At 66.5% G+C, this 14,070-nt stretch carries 17 protein-coding genes; 6 read left to right on the top strand and 11 right to left on the bottom strand.

The features are described from left to right. Positions 1-38: 38 nt before the first annotated feature. Both LDN95_RS09960 and LDN95_RS09955 read left to right on the top strand, forming a co-directional pair. Positions 39-839 (top strand): TorF family putative porin, encoded by an 801-nt coding sequence (locus tag LDN95_RS09960; RefSeq protein ID WP_226017523.1) that lies wholly within the window; start codon positions 39-41, stop codon positions 837-839. Between the two features lie 170 nt (positions 840-1,009). Continuing rightward, positions 1,010-1,438, top strand: coding sequence for a VOC family protein (locus LDN95_RS09955; RefSeq protein ID WP_226017522.1), 429 nt, complete (start codon positions 1,010-1,012; stop codon positions 1,436-1,438). Positions 1,439-1,442: 4 nt separating this feature from the next. On the opposite strand, the gene LDN95_RS09950 is transcribed toward LDN95_RS09955, so the two are convergent. After that, positions 1,443-2,801, bottom strand: coding sequence for an APC family permease (locus LDN95_RS09950; RefSeq protein WP_226017521.1), 1,359 nt, complete (start codon positions 2,799-2,801; stop codon positions 1,443-1,445). 1 nt (position 2,802) lies between these two features. Next, positions 2,803-3,894, bottom strand: coding sequence for a histone deacetylase family protein (locus LDN95_RS09945; RefSeq protein ID WP_305082582.1), 1,092 nt, complete (start codon positions 3,892-3,894; stop codon positions 2,803-2,805). Between the two features lie 127 nt (positions 3,895-4,021). Here LDN95_RS09945 and LDN95_RS09940 point away from each other — a divergent pair, with 127 nt between their 5' ends. Beyond that, complete coding sequence (locus tag LDN95_RS09940) at positions 4,022-4,396, top strand: VOC family protein (RefSeq protein ID WP_226017520.1); 375 nt, start codon at positions 4,022-4,024, stop codon at positions 4,394-4,396. 27 nt (positions 4,397-4,423) lie between these two features. Continuing rightward, a complete protein-coding gene (fghA, locus tag LDN95_RS09935) occupies positions 4,424-5,269 on the top strand; it encodes an S-formylglutathione hydrolase (RefSeq protein WP_226017519.1) in 846 nt (281 codons plus the stop codon). Between the two features lie 81 nt (positions 5,270-5,350). Here the strand turns inward: fghA and LDN95_RS09930 are convergent, their stop codons facing one another. The 6 genes from LDN95_RS09930 to hisG all read right to left on the bottom strand — a co-directional run bounded on the left by LDN95_RS09930 (position 5,351) and on the right by hisG (position 9,205). Then, positions 5,351-5,740, bottom strand: coding sequence for a type II toxin-antitoxin system death-on-curing family toxin (locus LDN95_RS09930; protein ID WP_226017518.1), 390 nt, complete (start codon positions 5,738-5,740; stop codon positions 5,351-5,353). Position 5,741: 1 nt separating this feature from the next. After that, positions 5,742-5,969, bottom strand: a complete 228-nt coding sequence (locus LDN95_RS09925) for an AbrB/MazE/SpoVT family DNA-binding domain-containing protein (RefSeq protein WP_226017517.1) — start codon at positions 5,967-5,969, stop codon at positions 5,742-5,744. A gap of 125 nt (positions 5,970-6,094) precedes the next feature. Further along, positions 6,095-6,412 carry a hypothetical protein gene (locus tag LDN95_RS09920; RefSeq protein ID WP_226017516.1) on the bottom strand — a complete coding sequence of 106 codons (318 nt, stop codon included), beginning with the start codon at positions 6,410-6,412 and terminating at the stop codon, positions 6,095-6,097. A gap of 389 nt (positions 6,413-6,801) precedes the next feature. Continuing rightward, complete coding sequence (nusB, locus tag LDN95_RS09915; protein ID WP_226017515.1) at positions 6,802-7,248, bottom strand: transcription antitermination factor NusB; 447 nt, start codon at positions 7,246-7,248, stop codon at positions 6,802-6,804. Continuing rightward, a complete protein-coding gene (gene hisD / locus LDN95_RS09910) occupies positions 7,245-8,534 on the bottom strand; it encodes a histidinol dehydrogenase (RefSeq protein WP_226017514.1) in 1,290 nt (429 codons plus the stop codon). Before hisD ends, nusB begins: the two co-directional genes overlap by 4 nt. Then, positions 8,534-9,205, bottom strand: a complete 672-nt coding sequence (gene hisG, locus LDN95_RS09905) for an ATP phosphoribosyltransferase (RefSeq protein WP_226017513.1) — start codon at positions 9,203-9,205, stop codon at positions 8,534-8,536. Before hisG ends, hisD begins: the two co-directional genes overlap by 1 nt. Before the next feature lie 53 nt (positions 9,206-9,258). Here hisG and LDN95_RS09900 point away from each other — a divergent pair, with 53 nt between their 5' ends. Further along, on the top strand, positions 9,259-10,350 hold the full coding sequence (locus LDN95_RS09900; protein ID WP_226017512.1) for a DUF2332 domain-containing protein: 1,092 nt from the start codon (positions 9,259-9,261) through the stop codon (positions 10,348-10,350). Beyond that, positions 10,350-11,066: an HD domain-containing protein gene (locus tag LDN95_RS09895; protein WP_226017511.1), complete on the top strand. Its 717-nt coding sequence runs from the start codon at positions 10,350-10,352 to the stop codon at positions 11,064-11,066. The genes LDN95_RS09900 and LDN95_RS09895 overlap by 1 nt, the downstream gene beginning before the upstream one ends. On the opposite strand, the gene LDN95_RS09890 is transcribed toward LDN95_RS09895, so the two are convergent. Genes LDN95_RS09890 through LDN95_RS09880 form a run of 3 tightly spaced genes read right to left on the bottom strand, consistent with a single transcriptional unit; the run spans position 11,061 to position 14,040 of the window. Further along, on the bottom strand, positions 11,061-12,329 hold the full coding sequence (locus LDN95_RS09890) for a low temperature requirement protein A (RefSeq protein ID WP_226017510.1): 1,269 nt from the start codon (positions 12,327-12,329) through the stop codon (positions 11,061-11,063). The two genes, LDN95_RS09895 and LDN95_RS09890, sit on opposite strands and share 6 nt — an antisense overlap. Continuing rightward, positions 12,326-13,231, bottom strand: a complete 906-nt coding sequence (locus LDN95_RS09885) for an alpha/beta hydrolase (RefSeq protein ID WP_226017509.1) — start codon at positions 13,229-13,231, stop codon at positions 12,326-12,328. Before LDN95_RS09885 ends, LDN95_RS09890 begins: the two co-directional genes overlap by 4 nt. Then, a complete protein-coding gene (locus LDN95_RS09880; protein WP_226017508.1) occupies positions 13,228-14,040 on the bottom strand; it encodes an SDR family NAD(P)-dependent oxidoreductase in 813 nt (270 codons plus the stop codon). Before LDN95_RS09880 ends, LDN95_RS09885 begins: the two co-directional genes overlap by 4 nt. Positions 14,041-14,070 lie beyond the last annotated feature (30 nt).

The raw sequence follows: 14,070 nt of genomic DNA, 5'->3' as shown, positions 1-14,070 counted from the left end.
GGGACGACGCGTCAAAAACAAGCAAAAGGATTTTGGTCATGCGTACGTCCATCAAGGCCCTTGCGGCCTCGACCGTGCTCGCCGTTTCGGTTTTCGCTGCGGCGGCCCCCGCCCTTGCCGACGAAGCCGCTCCGCCGAGCGATTTCACCGTGACCGGTTCGGTCGCGATTGCCAGCCAGTACCGCTTCCGTGGCGTTGCCCAGTCGGACAACAAGCCTGTGGTGCAGGGCGCGCTCACCATCGCGCACAGCTCGGGCTTCTATGTTTCGACCTGGGCGTCGAGCGCCAGCGCCGGTTCCAGCCCCGTCAACATCGGCGGCACCGAAATCGACGTCTATGGTGGTTACACCAAGACGCTGAGCGGCATCACCCTTGATGGCGGCCTCTATGGCTACATCTATCCGGGCGCGACGCTGGGCAACTACTACGAAATCTATGGCTCGGTCGCGACCACGGTCGGCCCGGCAACCGCCAAGGTTGGCGCCAACTACGCTCCGGCGCAGAAGGTGTTCAACATCAACTGGACCTCATCTTCGCGTGAGAACCTGTACATCTATGGCGAACTGTCGGGTTCGATCCCGAGCACGCCGATCCTGCTGCACGGCCACATCGGCCACACCGGCGGCGGTTTCGACTATCCCAAGCAGTACATCGACTACACCGTCGGTGCGACCGTGAAGTGGAAGAACCTGGCGCTCGACGCCTCGCTCGTCGGCACCAACGCCACGCGCACCAAGTTCTTCAACAGCAACCTCGGCGCGGGCAGCGCAGAAACCACCAACGCCTATTACCGCACCGGCAAGCCGGTCGGCGTGGTGTCGCTGACCGCTTCGTTCTGATCTGATCATCAGGTTGCCGTGCCGCCCGACGGGGTGGTGGGGCTGACGCGGGGGTCCGCGCTGCCGCAAGGTGGCGCGGGCCTTTCGCGTTTTCGGGCAAGTGGACTCTTGGGATATGGACAGAGCGGCCTTATCTGCAGACCAAGCCGCTACCGAGGGAGTGCATTGCCGTGACCCAGTTTCTCCACACCATGGTCCGCGTGACCGACCCCGATGCCACGATCGCCTTCTTCAACCTGATCGGCGTTCATGAAACGCGCCGCTTCTCGTCCGAACAGGGCCGCTTCACGCTGATCTATCTGGCCGCGCCTGGGCAGGATGCCGAAGTCGAACTGACCTACAACTGGCCGGCCGAGGATGGCAGCGCCGAGACCTATACCGGCGGGCGCAACTTCGGCCATCTGGCGTTTCAGGTGGAGGACATCTACGCCACCTGCCAAGCGTTGCACGACGCCGGGATCACCATCAACCGCCCGCCGCGCGATGGACACATGGCGTTCGTCAAGACGCCCGACGGCATCTCGATCGAATTGCTCCAGAAGGGGCGCCTCGACCCGGCCGAACCGTGGGCGAGCATGCCGAACACCGGTAGCTGGTAAGCGTTCAGCCTTTTGGGGCCGTCGTGATGGCGGCCCCGGTATGGCGCACCCGCAGCAGCCACAGCGCCAGTCCGGCCACGAACCACACCATGCCCAGTTCCAGCGCATGGCCGTTCATGCCCGCGAGCACCGCCCCGACCACGACAATCCCCAGCACCGGCGAGATCACGTGCAGCAGCACGCGGCGGCGATCGGGGTGGCGGGCAAAGTGGACAAGCACGCAGACGTGGAGCAGCGTGAATCCCGCCAGCGCGCCGAAATTGACGAAGGCGGCCAGTTGCTCGACCTGCTGGCGCATCACCAGCGCAACCGCGAGTGAAACCGCGGTCGAGGCGAGCATCGCCACATGCGGCGTGTTGTGGCGCGGGTGCAGCCGTGCCAGCGCTTGCGGCAACTGCCGGTCACGCCCCATCGCGTAAAGCACGCGCGCCACGCCCACTTGCATCGGCAGCGCATTGGTGAAGCCCACGACGATGGCATAGAACCAAGCAAGGCCCAGCATCGCCCACGGGCCCGCCAGTTGCCCGGCCAGTTCGAACGAGGCGGCGTCAAGGCTGTGGAACTGGCGCCCGACCATGGCGTTGCCCAGCACCCATGTCAGCACCACGAAGAACAGCGTGGCAAGGCCAAGCACCGCCAGAATGGCGCGGCCCAGCGTTCGCCCGCTGCGGTCGGCGGTATCTTCGGCGAGCGTGGAAACGGCGTCGAAGCCAAGGAACGACATGACGCAGATCGAAGTGCCCGCCAGCACCCCGTGCAGCGGCAGGGGATTGCGCCACAACGGCGCGGTGCCAAGCGCGCTGGCAACCCCGTGCAGCCGCGCCTGCGCGATGGCCGCCACCGCGACAAGCGCGATCATCACGACCACTTGCGCCGCCACGCTGACGAAGCTGACCGAGGTGGTCGAGCGCATGCCGAACCAGTTGACGCTGGACGTGAACACCGCCAGCGCCACGATCCACACCGCCCGGTCCACGCCCGGCATGATCTGGCTGAGCGCCACGGCCATCACCACATAGACGAACGCCGGGATCAGCAGGTAGTCGAGCAGGATCTGCCAGCCCGCCACAAACCCCCAGAACGGCCCCAGCACGCTGCGCGCAAAACCATAGACCGAGCCCGCGCTCGTCACTTCGCGCACCATCAGCGCATAACTGAGCGCGGTGAAGCCCATGCACACCCCGCCCAGCAGATAGGACAGCGCCATCAACCCGTTGCTGGCCTGCCACACCAGTCCCAGCGTCGACAGCGGCGCAACCGGCGCGATATAGGCAAGACCATAAGCGACCAGCGCGGCCACGCCGAGCTGGCGGTGGAAGGCGCCTTTGGGCGAATCGGTCGGTGGCAAGGAAGCTTCGGCCATGTCAGCCGCCCTCGAACCCGCGCAGCACGTTGACCACGTTGGTGCCGATGTCGGCCACGGCATAGCCGCCTTCCATCACGAACAGCGTCGGCAGGCCGAGCGCGGCGATGCGTGCGCCGATGGTCGGGTAATCGGCGCTGGCCAGCTTGAAATGGCTGATCGGGTCGTGCTCGAAGGTATCGACGCCCAGCGACACCACCACGCCATCGGCACCGAACCCGGCGATCCGTTCCAGCGCGGTGTCGAGCGCGGAAAGGTATTCCGCCGGTTCGGTGCCCCACGCCAGCGGCAGGTTGAGGTTGAAGCCTTCGCCCGCGCCGGTCCCGGTCTCGTCGGCATAGCCAAGGAAGAACGGGTATTCGACCTGCGGATCGCCGTGGAGCGAGGCGAACAGCACGTCGGCCCGGTCATAGAATATCGCCTGCGTGCCGTTCCCGTGGTGGTAATCGACATCAAGAATGGCGACGCGCGCCATGCCGTGATCGCGCCAGTATTGCGCGGCGATGGCGGCGTTGTTGAGGTAGCAGAACCCGCCCATCGCGCGCGCACCGGCATGGTGGCCGGGCGGGCGGCACAGGGCAAAGGCGCTGCGCGCGCCATCGACGATCAGCTTTGCCCCGGTCAGCGCCACGTCCGCGCTGGCGCTGACGGCGGTCCAGGTGCCGGCGGTGATCGGCACGGCGGCATCGATGCTGTAGAACCCCAGCTTGCCGTCGATGTGGGCTGGCGGAACGTCACCGCGCAGATCGCGCGCGGGCCAGACGTACGGCAACGCGTCGCCAGTTTCGCCAAGCGCCGACCATTCCGCCCACGCGCTTTCCAGAAAGGCGACGTAATCGGGCGCGTGGACCCGCACCAGCGGTTCGCGTCCGAACGATTCGGGGGGGATGACTGCGCCAAGCTCTGTCGCTGCGATGCTGGCCAGCACATGCTCCACCCGCGATGGCATTTCGAAGCAGGGCACCAGTCGGCCACGATAGAATTCGGCCGCGCCATGGTGCAGCGCGTGATCAGGCGAATGGACGGTCAGCATGGTCGTTCCCGAATGCGGCAGGCGGTGCGTTGCGGGTGATGGAGTGGCGCGCGAAGCCATGCAAGCCGGTGGCCCAACAAAGGCGCGCCCATTTCCGATCCGATGATGTGACAACCCGTCTGGGGGCTTGACCGGCAGTGCACCGGACGGGCACACCGCGCAGCACCTTACCAAGGGAGAGAAAACAATGTTCAGCCATGTCATGATCGGCACCGACGATATCGAGGCGGCGCGCAAGTTCTATGATGCCACGTTTGCGGCATTCGGCGGCCCTGCCGGAATCACCGACCCGACGGGCCGACTGGTCTATCAGCACAACGGGGGCATCTTCATCGTCACCAAGCCGATCAACGGTGAACCTGCGTGCGGCGCCAACGGCGGTACCATCGGCTTTGCGATGACCCCCGAACAGGCCGACGCCTGGTGGCAGGCCGGACAGGACGCTGGCGGCACCGCTTGCGAAAACCCGCCCGGTCTGCGCGAAGGCAGCCCCTATTACCTCGCCTATCTGCGTGACCCGTCGGGCAACAAGCTCTGCGCGCTCAACGTTGTCGGCGCCTGATCCACTCTTGAAGGCAATTTGCGGCACATGACATTCGAAACTTTGTCCACCAGCAAAGCCCATGGCGGCACGCTGGGCGTCTATCGGCATGATTCCTCGGCCACCGGCACGGCGATGACCTTTTCGGTCTTCGTCCCGCCTCAGGCAGCGGAAGGCGCGAAACTGCCGGTGCTGGTCTACCTCTCAGGGTTGACCTGCACCCATGCCAACGTGACGGACAAGGGCGAGTATCGCCGCATCTGTGCCGAACTGGGCATCGTCTTCGTCGCGCCGGATACGTCTCCGCGCGGCGAAGGCGTCGCCGACGATCCCGCCGCTGCCTATGACTTCGGGCTGGGCGCGGGCTTCTATGTGAACGCCACGCAGGAACCGTTCGCGGCCCACTACCGCATGTGGGACTACATCGCGCAAGAACTGCCCGCGCTGGTGGGCGAACACTTCCCGGTCGATCTGGCGCGGATGGGCATCACCGGCCATTCGATGGGCGGCCACGGCGCGCTGACGCTGGGCCTGACCTATCCTGAAACGTTCAAGTCGCTGTCCGCCTTCGCGCCGATCGTGGCGCCGGGACAAGTGCCGTGGGGGCACAAGGCGCTGGGCGGCTATCTGGGCGAGGACCGCGCCACCTGGCGCGCGCACGATGCCACCGCGCTGGTCGAGGACGGCAAGCGCCCCACAGGCGCGATCCTGATCGATCAGGGCGAGGCGGACGCGTTCCTTGCCGAACAGCTCAAGCCCGAACTGTTCGCCACCGCATGCGCCGCAGCGGGCATCGACCTGACGCTGCGCCTGCAGCCGGGCTACGACCACAGTTACAACTTCATCTCCACCTTCATGGACGACCACGTGCGCTGGCACGCCGAACGACTGTAAGGCTGACCGGACGCTTCACCCTCTCTCTGGCCCATCAAGCGCACTGCTGCCGGGGTCGTGTCGCCGTAATCAAAAGACTGCTCAGGCAAGCCTTGCCCTGAACCAGTCTGCGACTTCGACTTCGGTCAGGGTGCCGCCTGCAAGCGCCAGAACCATGTGCACGGCCTCCTCGGGGGCGAAGCTGATCCGCACATTGTTCAGTGCCAGAAACAGGCGCGCCAGCACCCAGGCGGTGCGCTTGTTGCCATCCGTGAAAGGATGATTGCGCGCAACGCCAAAGGCATAGGCTGCTGCCAGAGCGCATCGATCTGTCTCGCCATAGGTCCATTGGTTGCGCGGGCGGCCCAGCGCTGATTCGAGTGCAGGCGCATCGCGCACACCAATCGGCCCGCCATGTTCAGCCAGTTGGCGGTCGTGGATGGCAAGGGCAAGTTCGGCCTCGATCCAGACCGGTTCGTCGGTCTGCGTCACTCTATTTGGCCAGCACGCGCAAGATATCCCTATCCTCGCGCATGATCTGTTCGGCCAGGGCCATACGGGTCTCGAAGGCTGGATCTGTCGCCGTGATCCGGATGCCGTCGGGCGTTTCGGACACAAACAGCGTGTCGCCCACCCCGGCGCGCAGCTTGGCAAGCAGTTCCTTGGGCAGGACGACACCGGCAGAATTGCCGATCCTGGTGATCTTGAGGCTGGCGTTCATACGATGGTTATAACGTCAGGCGCCGATTTCTCAAGCAGCGCATTCCTGCGCAACCTGAACCAAAGGCAGCTATCAGTTCCCGGCCTTCGGCTCTGCTAAGGCCGGAAAGTCGTGGGAAGCGGACGTTAGCCCACTGACTGGGAGAGCATGGCTTCGTAGGCGGCAACCGCGTCGTGATAGTTTGCGCGCTTCCGGGCGAGCATGCTCTGACGCCAAGAAGCGATGAGAGCAAACAGCACCGCAGCGAGCGTCATCTCGGCCGCGCCGTCCATCTCATGCCACTTCTGGTAATACGCGATAGCGCCAACCAGTGAGAACGCCGCCGACGCCCAAGCGGTGCACGTGATCAGCCGCTCGCCGAGCCACGAAGTATGCGGCTGTGGGCGGCCGCTACGCGGGTCAGTTGTGAAGTCGCGAAACCCAAACATCTGATGATAATGCATTGAGCCGCCAACGACCGCAATGTTGTCGTGTCCGGAACGGCAGCTTGTGTGGTGGAATGCGCGAAAGCGGCCGTTCGCACTAGACCTGAAGTGATGGAAGCTACCAGCCCCCGCGAGTCACCGCCGCTAGGGTTGGAAGGTCGTGGGAAGCTCACGGCGGGCCGACATCATTCGTTCCCCATTCACCGTCACCCCGGGCTTGACCCGGGGTCCCGCTTTCCTTTTTTACGGCTTGGGTAGGGAAGGGTTGGCGACTGGTCTTGGTTGACGCTTATGATGCGCTTGCTTGACCGGGCATGAGAAGAAGCAGCGGGACCCCGGGGCAAGCCCGGGGTGATGAAGCGAGGTGGGGGGACAGGGCGGCGGCGATGCCCCCCTCAGCGCCCCCCTCAGCGAACGTCCTTGGCCACGCCGTCGAGTACGCCGTTGACGAACTTGGCCTCGCGCGCGTCGAAGAAGGCGTGGGCCACGTCGAGGTATTCGTTGATCACGGTGCCGACGGTCACGTCGGGGCGGGCCAGCAGTTCATACGTCCCGGCGCGCAGGATCTGCAGCATGGTCTTGTCGAGCCGGGTGACCGACCAGCCTTGCGCCAGCTTGGCGGTGATCAGCGCGTCGATCTCGTCACGCCGCACGGCCACGCCCTTGACCACGTCGTCGAAGAACGCGACGTCGGCGGCAAGGTACTCGACGTCCTCGATCTCGGCACCCAGCCGGTGCATGTGGAATTCGTCGAGCAGAAAGCGCAGCTCGGTCTTTTCCATGTCGAACTGATAGAGCGCCTGCACCGCTGCCAGCCGCGCGGCGGAACGCGCCTTGGTCTTGGCGTTGCTCATATCCCCAACCTCAGTTCGATCGAGCGGGCGTGGGCGGTAAGGCCCTCGGCATTGGCAAGGGCAATCCCGGCGTGGCCGATGGTGCCGACCGCGTGGGGCGGCACGGCGATAAAGCTGGTGCGTTTCATGAAATCCAGAACCGAAAGGCCCGACGAAAAGCGCGCGCGGCGCCCCGTGGGCAGGACGTGATTGGGGCCGGCGACATAATCCCCGATGGCCTCGGGCGTGCTGCGCCCAAGGAACACCGAACCGGCGTGGCGAATGCGGGCAAACAGGGCATCGGGATCATCGGTGGCGATCTCGACATGTTCGGCGGCCAGCCGATTGGCCAGCGCCGGTGCTTCATCGAGCGAATCGACGACGATGACCAGTCCGTGATTGTCCCAACTGGCCTTGGCGATTTTTGCCTTGGGCAGCATCGACAGTTCGACGCCGACCATGTCGATCACCTGATCGGCAAAGGCGGCGTCGTCGGTGATCAGGATCGCCTGCGCCACCGGGTCATGCTCGGCCTGGCTCAGCAGATCGACCGCGATCCACTGCGGATCGTTCCTGCCATCGGCGATCACGAGGATTTCGGAAGGTCCGGCGACCATGTCGATGCCGACCACGCCGTAAAGCTGCCGCTTGGCTTCGGCCACCCATGCATTGCCGGGGCCGGTGATCACATCGACCGGCTGGATGCGCCTGGTGCCATAGGCGAGCGCGGCGATGGCCTGTGCCCCGCCGACGCGCCAGATTTCGTCCACCCCGGCCAGATGCGCGGCGGCCAGCACCAGCGGGTTGATCTCGCCCTTGGGGGTCGGCGTGGCGATGACCAACCGCTCCACGCCCGCGACCTTGGCCGGAATGGCGTTCATCAGCAGCGATGAAGGATAAGCCGCGCGACCGCCGGGAACATACAGCCCTGCGCCATCGACCGCGCGCCACTTCGCACCCAGCCGGATGCCCGCTTCGTCGGTATAATCGCGGTCTTCGGGCAATTGCGCTTCGTGATAGGCGCGGATGCGCTGCGCGGCCAGTTCCAGCGCCGCGCGCAAGTCGGGGGCCAGATCCTCGTACGCCTCGCGGCAGACATCGGGACCGATCTGCCAGCCATCGTCGGCGGGGCTGAACTGGTCGAACTTCTGCGAATATTCGGCCAGCGCCTCATCCCCGCGCAGACGCACATCCTCGAGGATCGTCTGCACGTCGCGCGCCACGTTGTCGTCGCTTTCGCGGCGGTCGCGCACGATGCGGGCAAATGTCCGCTCGAAGTCGGGATCGGAGCTGTTCAGGCGCAGCATCAGGCGGCCTTTCGCTTGGCAACAAGATCGCGGAACGCATCGACCAGCGCGCCGACCCGCGCGCTGTCGGTCTTGAGCGCGGCGCGGTTGACGATCAGCCGCGCCGAAACCGGCATGATCCGGCTGGTTTCGACAAGCCCGTTTTCCTTCAGCGTGCGGCCCGACGATACCAGATCGACGATCCGGCTCGACAGGCCGAGCGAAGGCGCCAGTTCCATCGCGCCGTTCAGCTTGACCACTTCGGCGGCCACGCCCAGCTTTTCGAAATGGCGGCGTGTCAGGTTGGGGTACTTGGTGGCGACGCGGGCGTGGCTTTCGCGCGCGCTGGCCCCGCTTTCGACCAGACTGGCCGGTTCGGCCACCGACAGACGGCAATGGCCGATGTCCAGATCGACCGGGGCGTAAAGATCGGCATAGTCGAATTCGTCGATCACGTCGGACCCGACGATGCCCACTTGCGCCGCGCCGTGGGCGACGAAAGTGGCGACGTCGAAGGCGCGGACGCGGATGATCGTCACGTCCGCGCGGTTGGTCGCGAAGCTGAGGGCGCGAGAGGCCTTGTCGAAGAACGCGCTCTCGGGCACCACTCCGGCTTGTTCAAGCAGGGGCAGCGCTTCTTCGAGGATGCGTCCCTTGGGCAGGGCAAAGACTAGCGGGCTGGCGGCAGACATGGCCTCGCCCCCTATGGCAAAGGGCCGGAAAGGGCAACCTCGTGCAACCGATCATGGAGATCGAGAAAGTCGCCGAAGCGATCCGCTGGCAGGCCGATCATGCGACGAACAACGGTGCGCCTTGCACCGGACGGATGGTGCGCGCGCAACTGGCGCTGCTCGATGGATCGACCGAGGTGGGTCGCCGGATCGCGGCTTGGCCGGGCAAGCCGCTTGAGGATGCCCTGCCGTTGCGGCTGGCAGGCGGGCATCACGCGCTGGCCCTGAGCGGCGCGGATGCGCGGTTCTGGCCGGTCTATCGCGGCGAACTGACCGATCAGGCCAGCATCGACGCGCTGGTGCTGGCGGCCACGCGCGAACATGACGCGGCGCTGCTGCCGTGGCTCGACGGCCCGCCGCAGACCAACGAGGCGGGGCGTTCGGCCAGCATCATGGCGGCGCTGCTGTGGCTTTCGCCCCAACTTGGGCCGCGCTTTGAACTCAACGAACTGGGGGCCAGCGCGGGCATCAACACGATGATGGAGCGGTTCGCCTTCGACCTTGGCGGCACGCTTGCGGGGCCTGCCGATTCGCCGCTGCGGATCGTGCCCGAATGGCGCGGGGCAGCGCCTCCGCCGTCCGCGCCGGTTCAGATCACCGCGATTCGCGGCTGCGATCGGGCGCCGCTCGACCTGACCGATCCGGCCACCGCACTGCGTTTGCGCGCCTATGTCTGGGCCGAAGTGACCGAGCGGATCGCGCGGCTGGATGCAGCGGTGGCGCTCGCCCAACAGCAGGCGCCGTTGGTCGATCATGCGGACGCCGCCGATTGGGTGGAGGCGCGGCTGGCAGGGGAGCAGGAGGATGACACCACGCGCGTGTTCTACCACTCGATCGTCTGGCAATACCTGCCCGAGCCGACGCGTGCGCGAATCACCGCCGCGATCGAGGCTGCCGGAGCGCGCGCGGATTCGCGGCGGCGGCTGGCGTGGGTGCGGCTCGAAACCAACCGCGCCACCTTCCGCCACGAACTGACCGTGCGCCACTGGCCCGACGGTGCGGGGCAAGCGGCTGGCGCGCCGGTGCTGCTGGGCACGGCGCATGCCCATGGCGCGTGGGTCGAATGGTTTGGCACCCAGCAGGTTTCGGTTGGAGAGGTAATGTGATGATCGGACTGACCCGAACGCTTGTGGCGCTCGCCCTGGTGGCAATTCCGGCGAGTGCGTTCGCCGCGCAACCGGCTGCGCCTTTGCAAGGGCCGACGGCGCCCGCAGCGCCCGCAGCCCCGGCCGATTGGCGCGAGCAGGTGCGCGCCTTTGCCGCCCAGCATTTCCGCAACCCGGCATGGGGCCGATCGCACAACGAGCGCGATTATCTGCTGGCGCGGGAACTGGCTTATACCGACGGCGCCCGGTTCGATGACGATGTGCTGTTTGCGGCTGCCTATCTGCACGATCTGGCCGCGTTCAGCCCGTGGGAAAAGCCCGACCGCGACCATTCGGACGTGGCGGCAGAGGTCGTCGGCCCGATCCTGCAGCAAGCCGGTTTTCCGATGGCCAAGCTGGCGGCCGTGCAGGGCGCCATTCGCGAGCACATGTACTATCGCGATCCGCACGCGGTCGAGGCGACCTATCTGCACGATGCCGATGCACTCGATTGGCTGGGGGCGGTGGGCGTCGCACGGGTCATGGCGCTGGTCGATCCGGCAGGCGGCCAGCCCGATGGTCCGGCGATGCTGAAGATGTTGCAGGACAACTTGCGCGATGTTCCCGCGCGGATCGTTTCCCCGGCTGGCAAGGCGATGATGCCCGCGCGCCGCGCCGAACTGGAAAGCTGGCTTGGCCAGCTTGCGGGCGAAACGCGCGGTTACGCGGCGCTATAGCGCGGTTGTCACCGGATCGGCCGCCACGGCGCGGCGCCAGCCACCGTGGAAGCTGCGCCACTCCCACAGCGCCACGATCAACAGCGCCACCACGACCGATGCCGCCAGCGCGCCTGCCGACAGATGCAGCGGCCTTGCCGCAAGCGCCAGCAGCGCCAGACCGCCGACACCGATCAGGTGCGACAGCGGGAAGTTGCGATGCGGGCTGGCGAACCGCTTGAACAGCCCGGTGCCGACCAGAAACAGCACCGTACCGCCGCATTGCGTGGCGATCAGCGCGGTAGTGGCGGGCACGTTCGGTTCGGCGAGCAGCAGCGCGTCGGCCACCGCCGTCACCACGATGCCCCCGGCTATCGGCATGTGCAGGTAGGTATAGGCGCTGCGGGCCACCTTTCCGGCCTCGGCATGCCCGGCGATGTGCTCGGCCCCGCGCTCTGCGCCGATGGCGAAATAGATCCACCACATCAGCGCCGAACCGGCGAAATTGATGACGAAGGCGGTGGTCGTGGCGGGGGATGCGGGCAGTGCGGCAAAGCTGGCTCCGGTCGCCACGATGCCTTCGCCCAGCGCGATCAGCACGAACAGCGCGCCGCGCTCGGCCATGTGCGCGCCCGAAATGTCCCAGTCCTGCGCCACCGAGCGGCCAAGGCCGGGCGTGCGGAACCATGCCAGCGGCCCGGCGTACTCGATGGCGACTGCCGCCAGCCACCAGCCCAGCCGGGCGCCTGCCGGATCGGCCAGCGCGCCCATCAGCCAGAACGGCGCCGACAGCGCGAACCACGCGGTGATCCGCAGCATGTTGCGCATGCCTGCCGGGTTTTCCCGCCCCATCGCCCAGGCCATGAACAGCGTCCGGCCGATCTGCAAGGTCACGTAAGCACCGACGAACAGCGCGCCGCGATCCTGCGCGCCGTGGCCGAACGCTTCGGGAAGGGCCACCGCTATCAACAGGCTGGCCAGCATTCCGGCCAGGAGCATGATCCGTACCGGCGTTCGCGCGGGGTCGGCCCAGTTCGCCGCCCAGACGGTGTAGATCCACGCCCACCAAACCGCGAAAAACAGCAGCGCGGTGCGGGCAAGTCCCAGCGCATCGAGCCCCTGATGCAAGGTATGCGACACTTGCGTAATGGCGAAAACATAGACCAGATCGAAGAACAGCTCGATATAGCTGACCTGCGCGTGCCCGCCATGGTGGTTGCGCAGCAGCGAACCCGCACGCGGGCTGGCGCTGGGCAAGGGTGCAGGTCCGCTGTCGTCACTCATCGTTGCTCGGTCCTTTCCAGAAAGGCATCGACCGCGGCGTTGAAGGGCACCGGCGCCTCCCATGTGACGAAGTGGCCGCAGCCCGAAATGCGCTCCACCGTCAGGTCGGCGATATGTTCGTCCAGTCCTTCAAGGTTTTCCGGGGGCAGCGCCTCGTCGTCCAGTGCCCAGATCACCAGCGTCGGGATCGTCAGCAGCGGCACGCGGCGCGGGCGAAAGTCGGCCGGCAGTTCGTACGGCGCATCGGGTGGCGGCACTGCCACGGGGCTGGCGCGGTACCAGTTGAGCATGGCGATGCCCGCTTCGCCATCGGCCCAGTCGCGCTCCATCGCGGCGCGCTCCTCGGGCTCAAGGCTGGCAGGCCGCGAGGTGCGCATCGCGCGGGCGAGCAGCGCGCCAAGGCCGTGTTCGCGCACCAGCGCATCGTTGGCGGGATCGCGGAAATCGCGGAAATACTGGCTTGCCGCGCGCTGCGCCGGGTTGGTCCAGACAAGCCGCGGAAAGATCGCTGGATGCGGGGCATTGGCCACGACCGCGCGGATCACCCGGTCGGCCTGACCGGTCAGCGCCACGCCCCACGCAACCGCGCCACCCCAGTCGTGTCCGAACACGGTGAAGCGCTCCACCCCTAGCGCATCGGCCAGCAGGAACACGTCGCCAATCATCTTGTCGGGGGTGTAGTTCTCGACGCCCTCGGGCTTGGCCGATCCGCAATAGCCGCGCTGGTCGGGCGCGATGCAGCGATAACGCGCCGACAGATGCGCGATCTGGTGCCGCCATGTCCGGTGCGATTCGGGAAAGCCGTGCAGGAAGATCAGCACCGGCGCGTCGCGCGGGCCTGCGTCGACGACATCGAGCTCGATCCCGTTGGCGAGCCGCACCCGCTGCAACGGCGCGCTCACTGTGCGTCCGCCATCTTGCTGGCGTAGCCCTTGGCCACCGCGTCGGCCAGCCGGTCGAAGATCTCGTCCGGCGTGCGGGTGGTTTCGGCAAGGTACTGCTCGGCGCCTTCGGCCACCACGATCTCGCGCTCGTCGGCGGCTATGGCGGCAAGGATGCGCTGCACCGCGTCGGCCGGGTCGATGCCGTTCTCGATCGCCTTGTCGCTTGTCCCCCGGCGGCTGCCGTCGGCGGTCAGCGCGTTGCGCGACACGTTGGTGCGGATCGAACCGGGGCACACGACGTGGACCTTCACGCCTTGATGCGCGGTTTCGCAGCGCAAGGCATCGGCATAGCCGATCAGCCCGAACTTGGCCGCGCTATAGGCAGTGCGCATCGGCGATCCGACTTTGCCCGCGACGCTGGAGATCATCACGATCCGGCCCTCTCCGCGCGCCACGATGTGCGGCAGCAACGCTTGGGTCAGCGCGATCGGGGCGAGCAGATCCACTGCGATCACGCGGTCATAGACGCCGATGGCGGTATCGATGGCCAGCGAGCGCTGCGAGATCCCGGCGTTGTTGATCAGCAGATCGATGCCGCCGCTCCATTCGAGCGCGCTGGCGACGGCCGAGGCCATGGCATCGCGGTCCGTGACCTCGAACGGCAGGACCAGCGCTTGCGGACAATCGGCGGCGACGGCGGCCAGCGCTGCCTCATCGCGGCCTGACAGGATCACCCGCGCGCCTTGCGCCGCCAGTGCCCGCGCAAAAGCGGCGCCGATCCCCGATGAAGCGCCGGTGATCCACGCGGCCTGACCTGCAAATGCCATTTCCACTCTCCCTTATGGTTTTGCCTTTAT

Source organism: Novosphingobium sp. FKTRR1, from assembly GCF_020404405.1.
In the GTDB taxonomy this organism is placed as follows: domain Bacteria; phylum Pseudomonadota; class Alphaproteobacteria; order Sphingomonadales; family Sphingomonadaceae; genus Novosphingobium.
The sequence above is the reverse complement of the archived record's forward strand: the minus strand, read 5'-3'. Positions and strand labels throughout refer to the sequence as shown.

Coding starts and splice junctions, on each gene's coding strand:
- LDN95_RS09960 (WP_226017523.1), top strand. CDS start 39: ATGCGTACGTCCATCAAGGCCCTTGCGGCCTCGACCGTGCTCGCCGTT.
- LDN95_RS09950 (WP_226017521.1), bottom strand. CDS start 2,801: ATGGCCGAAGCTTCCTTGCCACCGACCGATTCGCCCAAAGGCGCCTTC.
- LDN95_RS09945 (WP_305082582.1), bottom strand. CDS start 3,894: ATGGCTTCGCGCGCCACTCCATCACCCGCAACGCACCGCCTGCCGCAT.
- LDN95_RS09940 (WP_226017520.1), top strand. CDS start 4,022: ATGTTCAGCCATGTCATGATCGGCACCGACGATATCGAGGCGGCGCGC.
- fghA (WP_226017519.1), top strand. CDS start 4,424: ATGACATTCGAAACTTTGTCCACCAGCAAAGCCCATGGCGGCACGCTG.
- LDN95_RS09925 (WP_226017517.1), bottom strand. CDS start 5,969: ATGAACGCCAGCCTCAAGATCACCAGGATCGGCAATTCTGCCGGTGTC.
- LDN95_RS09920 (WP_226017516.1), bottom strand. CDS start 6,412: ATGCATTATCATCAGATGTTTGGGTTTCGCGACTTCACAACTGACCCG.
- nusB (WP_226017515.1), bottom strand. CDS start 7,248: ATGAGCAACGCCAAGACCAAGGCGCGTTCCGCCGCGCGGCTGGCAGCG.
- hisD (WP_226017514.1), bottom strand. CDS start 8,534: ATGCTGCGCCTGAACAGCTCCGATCCCGACTTCGAGCGGACATTTGCC.
- hisG (WP_226017513.1), bottom strand. CDS start 9,205: ATGTCTGCCGCCAGCCCGCTAGTCTTTGCCCTGCCCAAGGGACGCATC.
- LDN95_RS09900 (WP_226017512.1), top strand. CDS start 9,259: ATGGAGATCGAGAAAGTCGCCGAAGCGATCCGCTGGCAGGCCGATCAT.
- LDN95_RS09895 (WP_226017511.1), top strand. CDS start 10,350: ATGATCGGACTGACCCGAACGCTTGTGGCGCTCGCCCTGGTGGCAATT.
- LDN95_RS09890 (WP_226017510.1), bottom strand. CDS start 12,329: ATGAGTGACGACAGCGGACCTGCACCCTTGCCCAGCGCCAGCCCGCGT.
- LDN95_RS09880 (WP_226017508.1), bottom strand. CDS start 14,040: ATGGCATTTGCAGGTCAGGCCGCGTGGATCACCGGCGCTTCATCGGGG.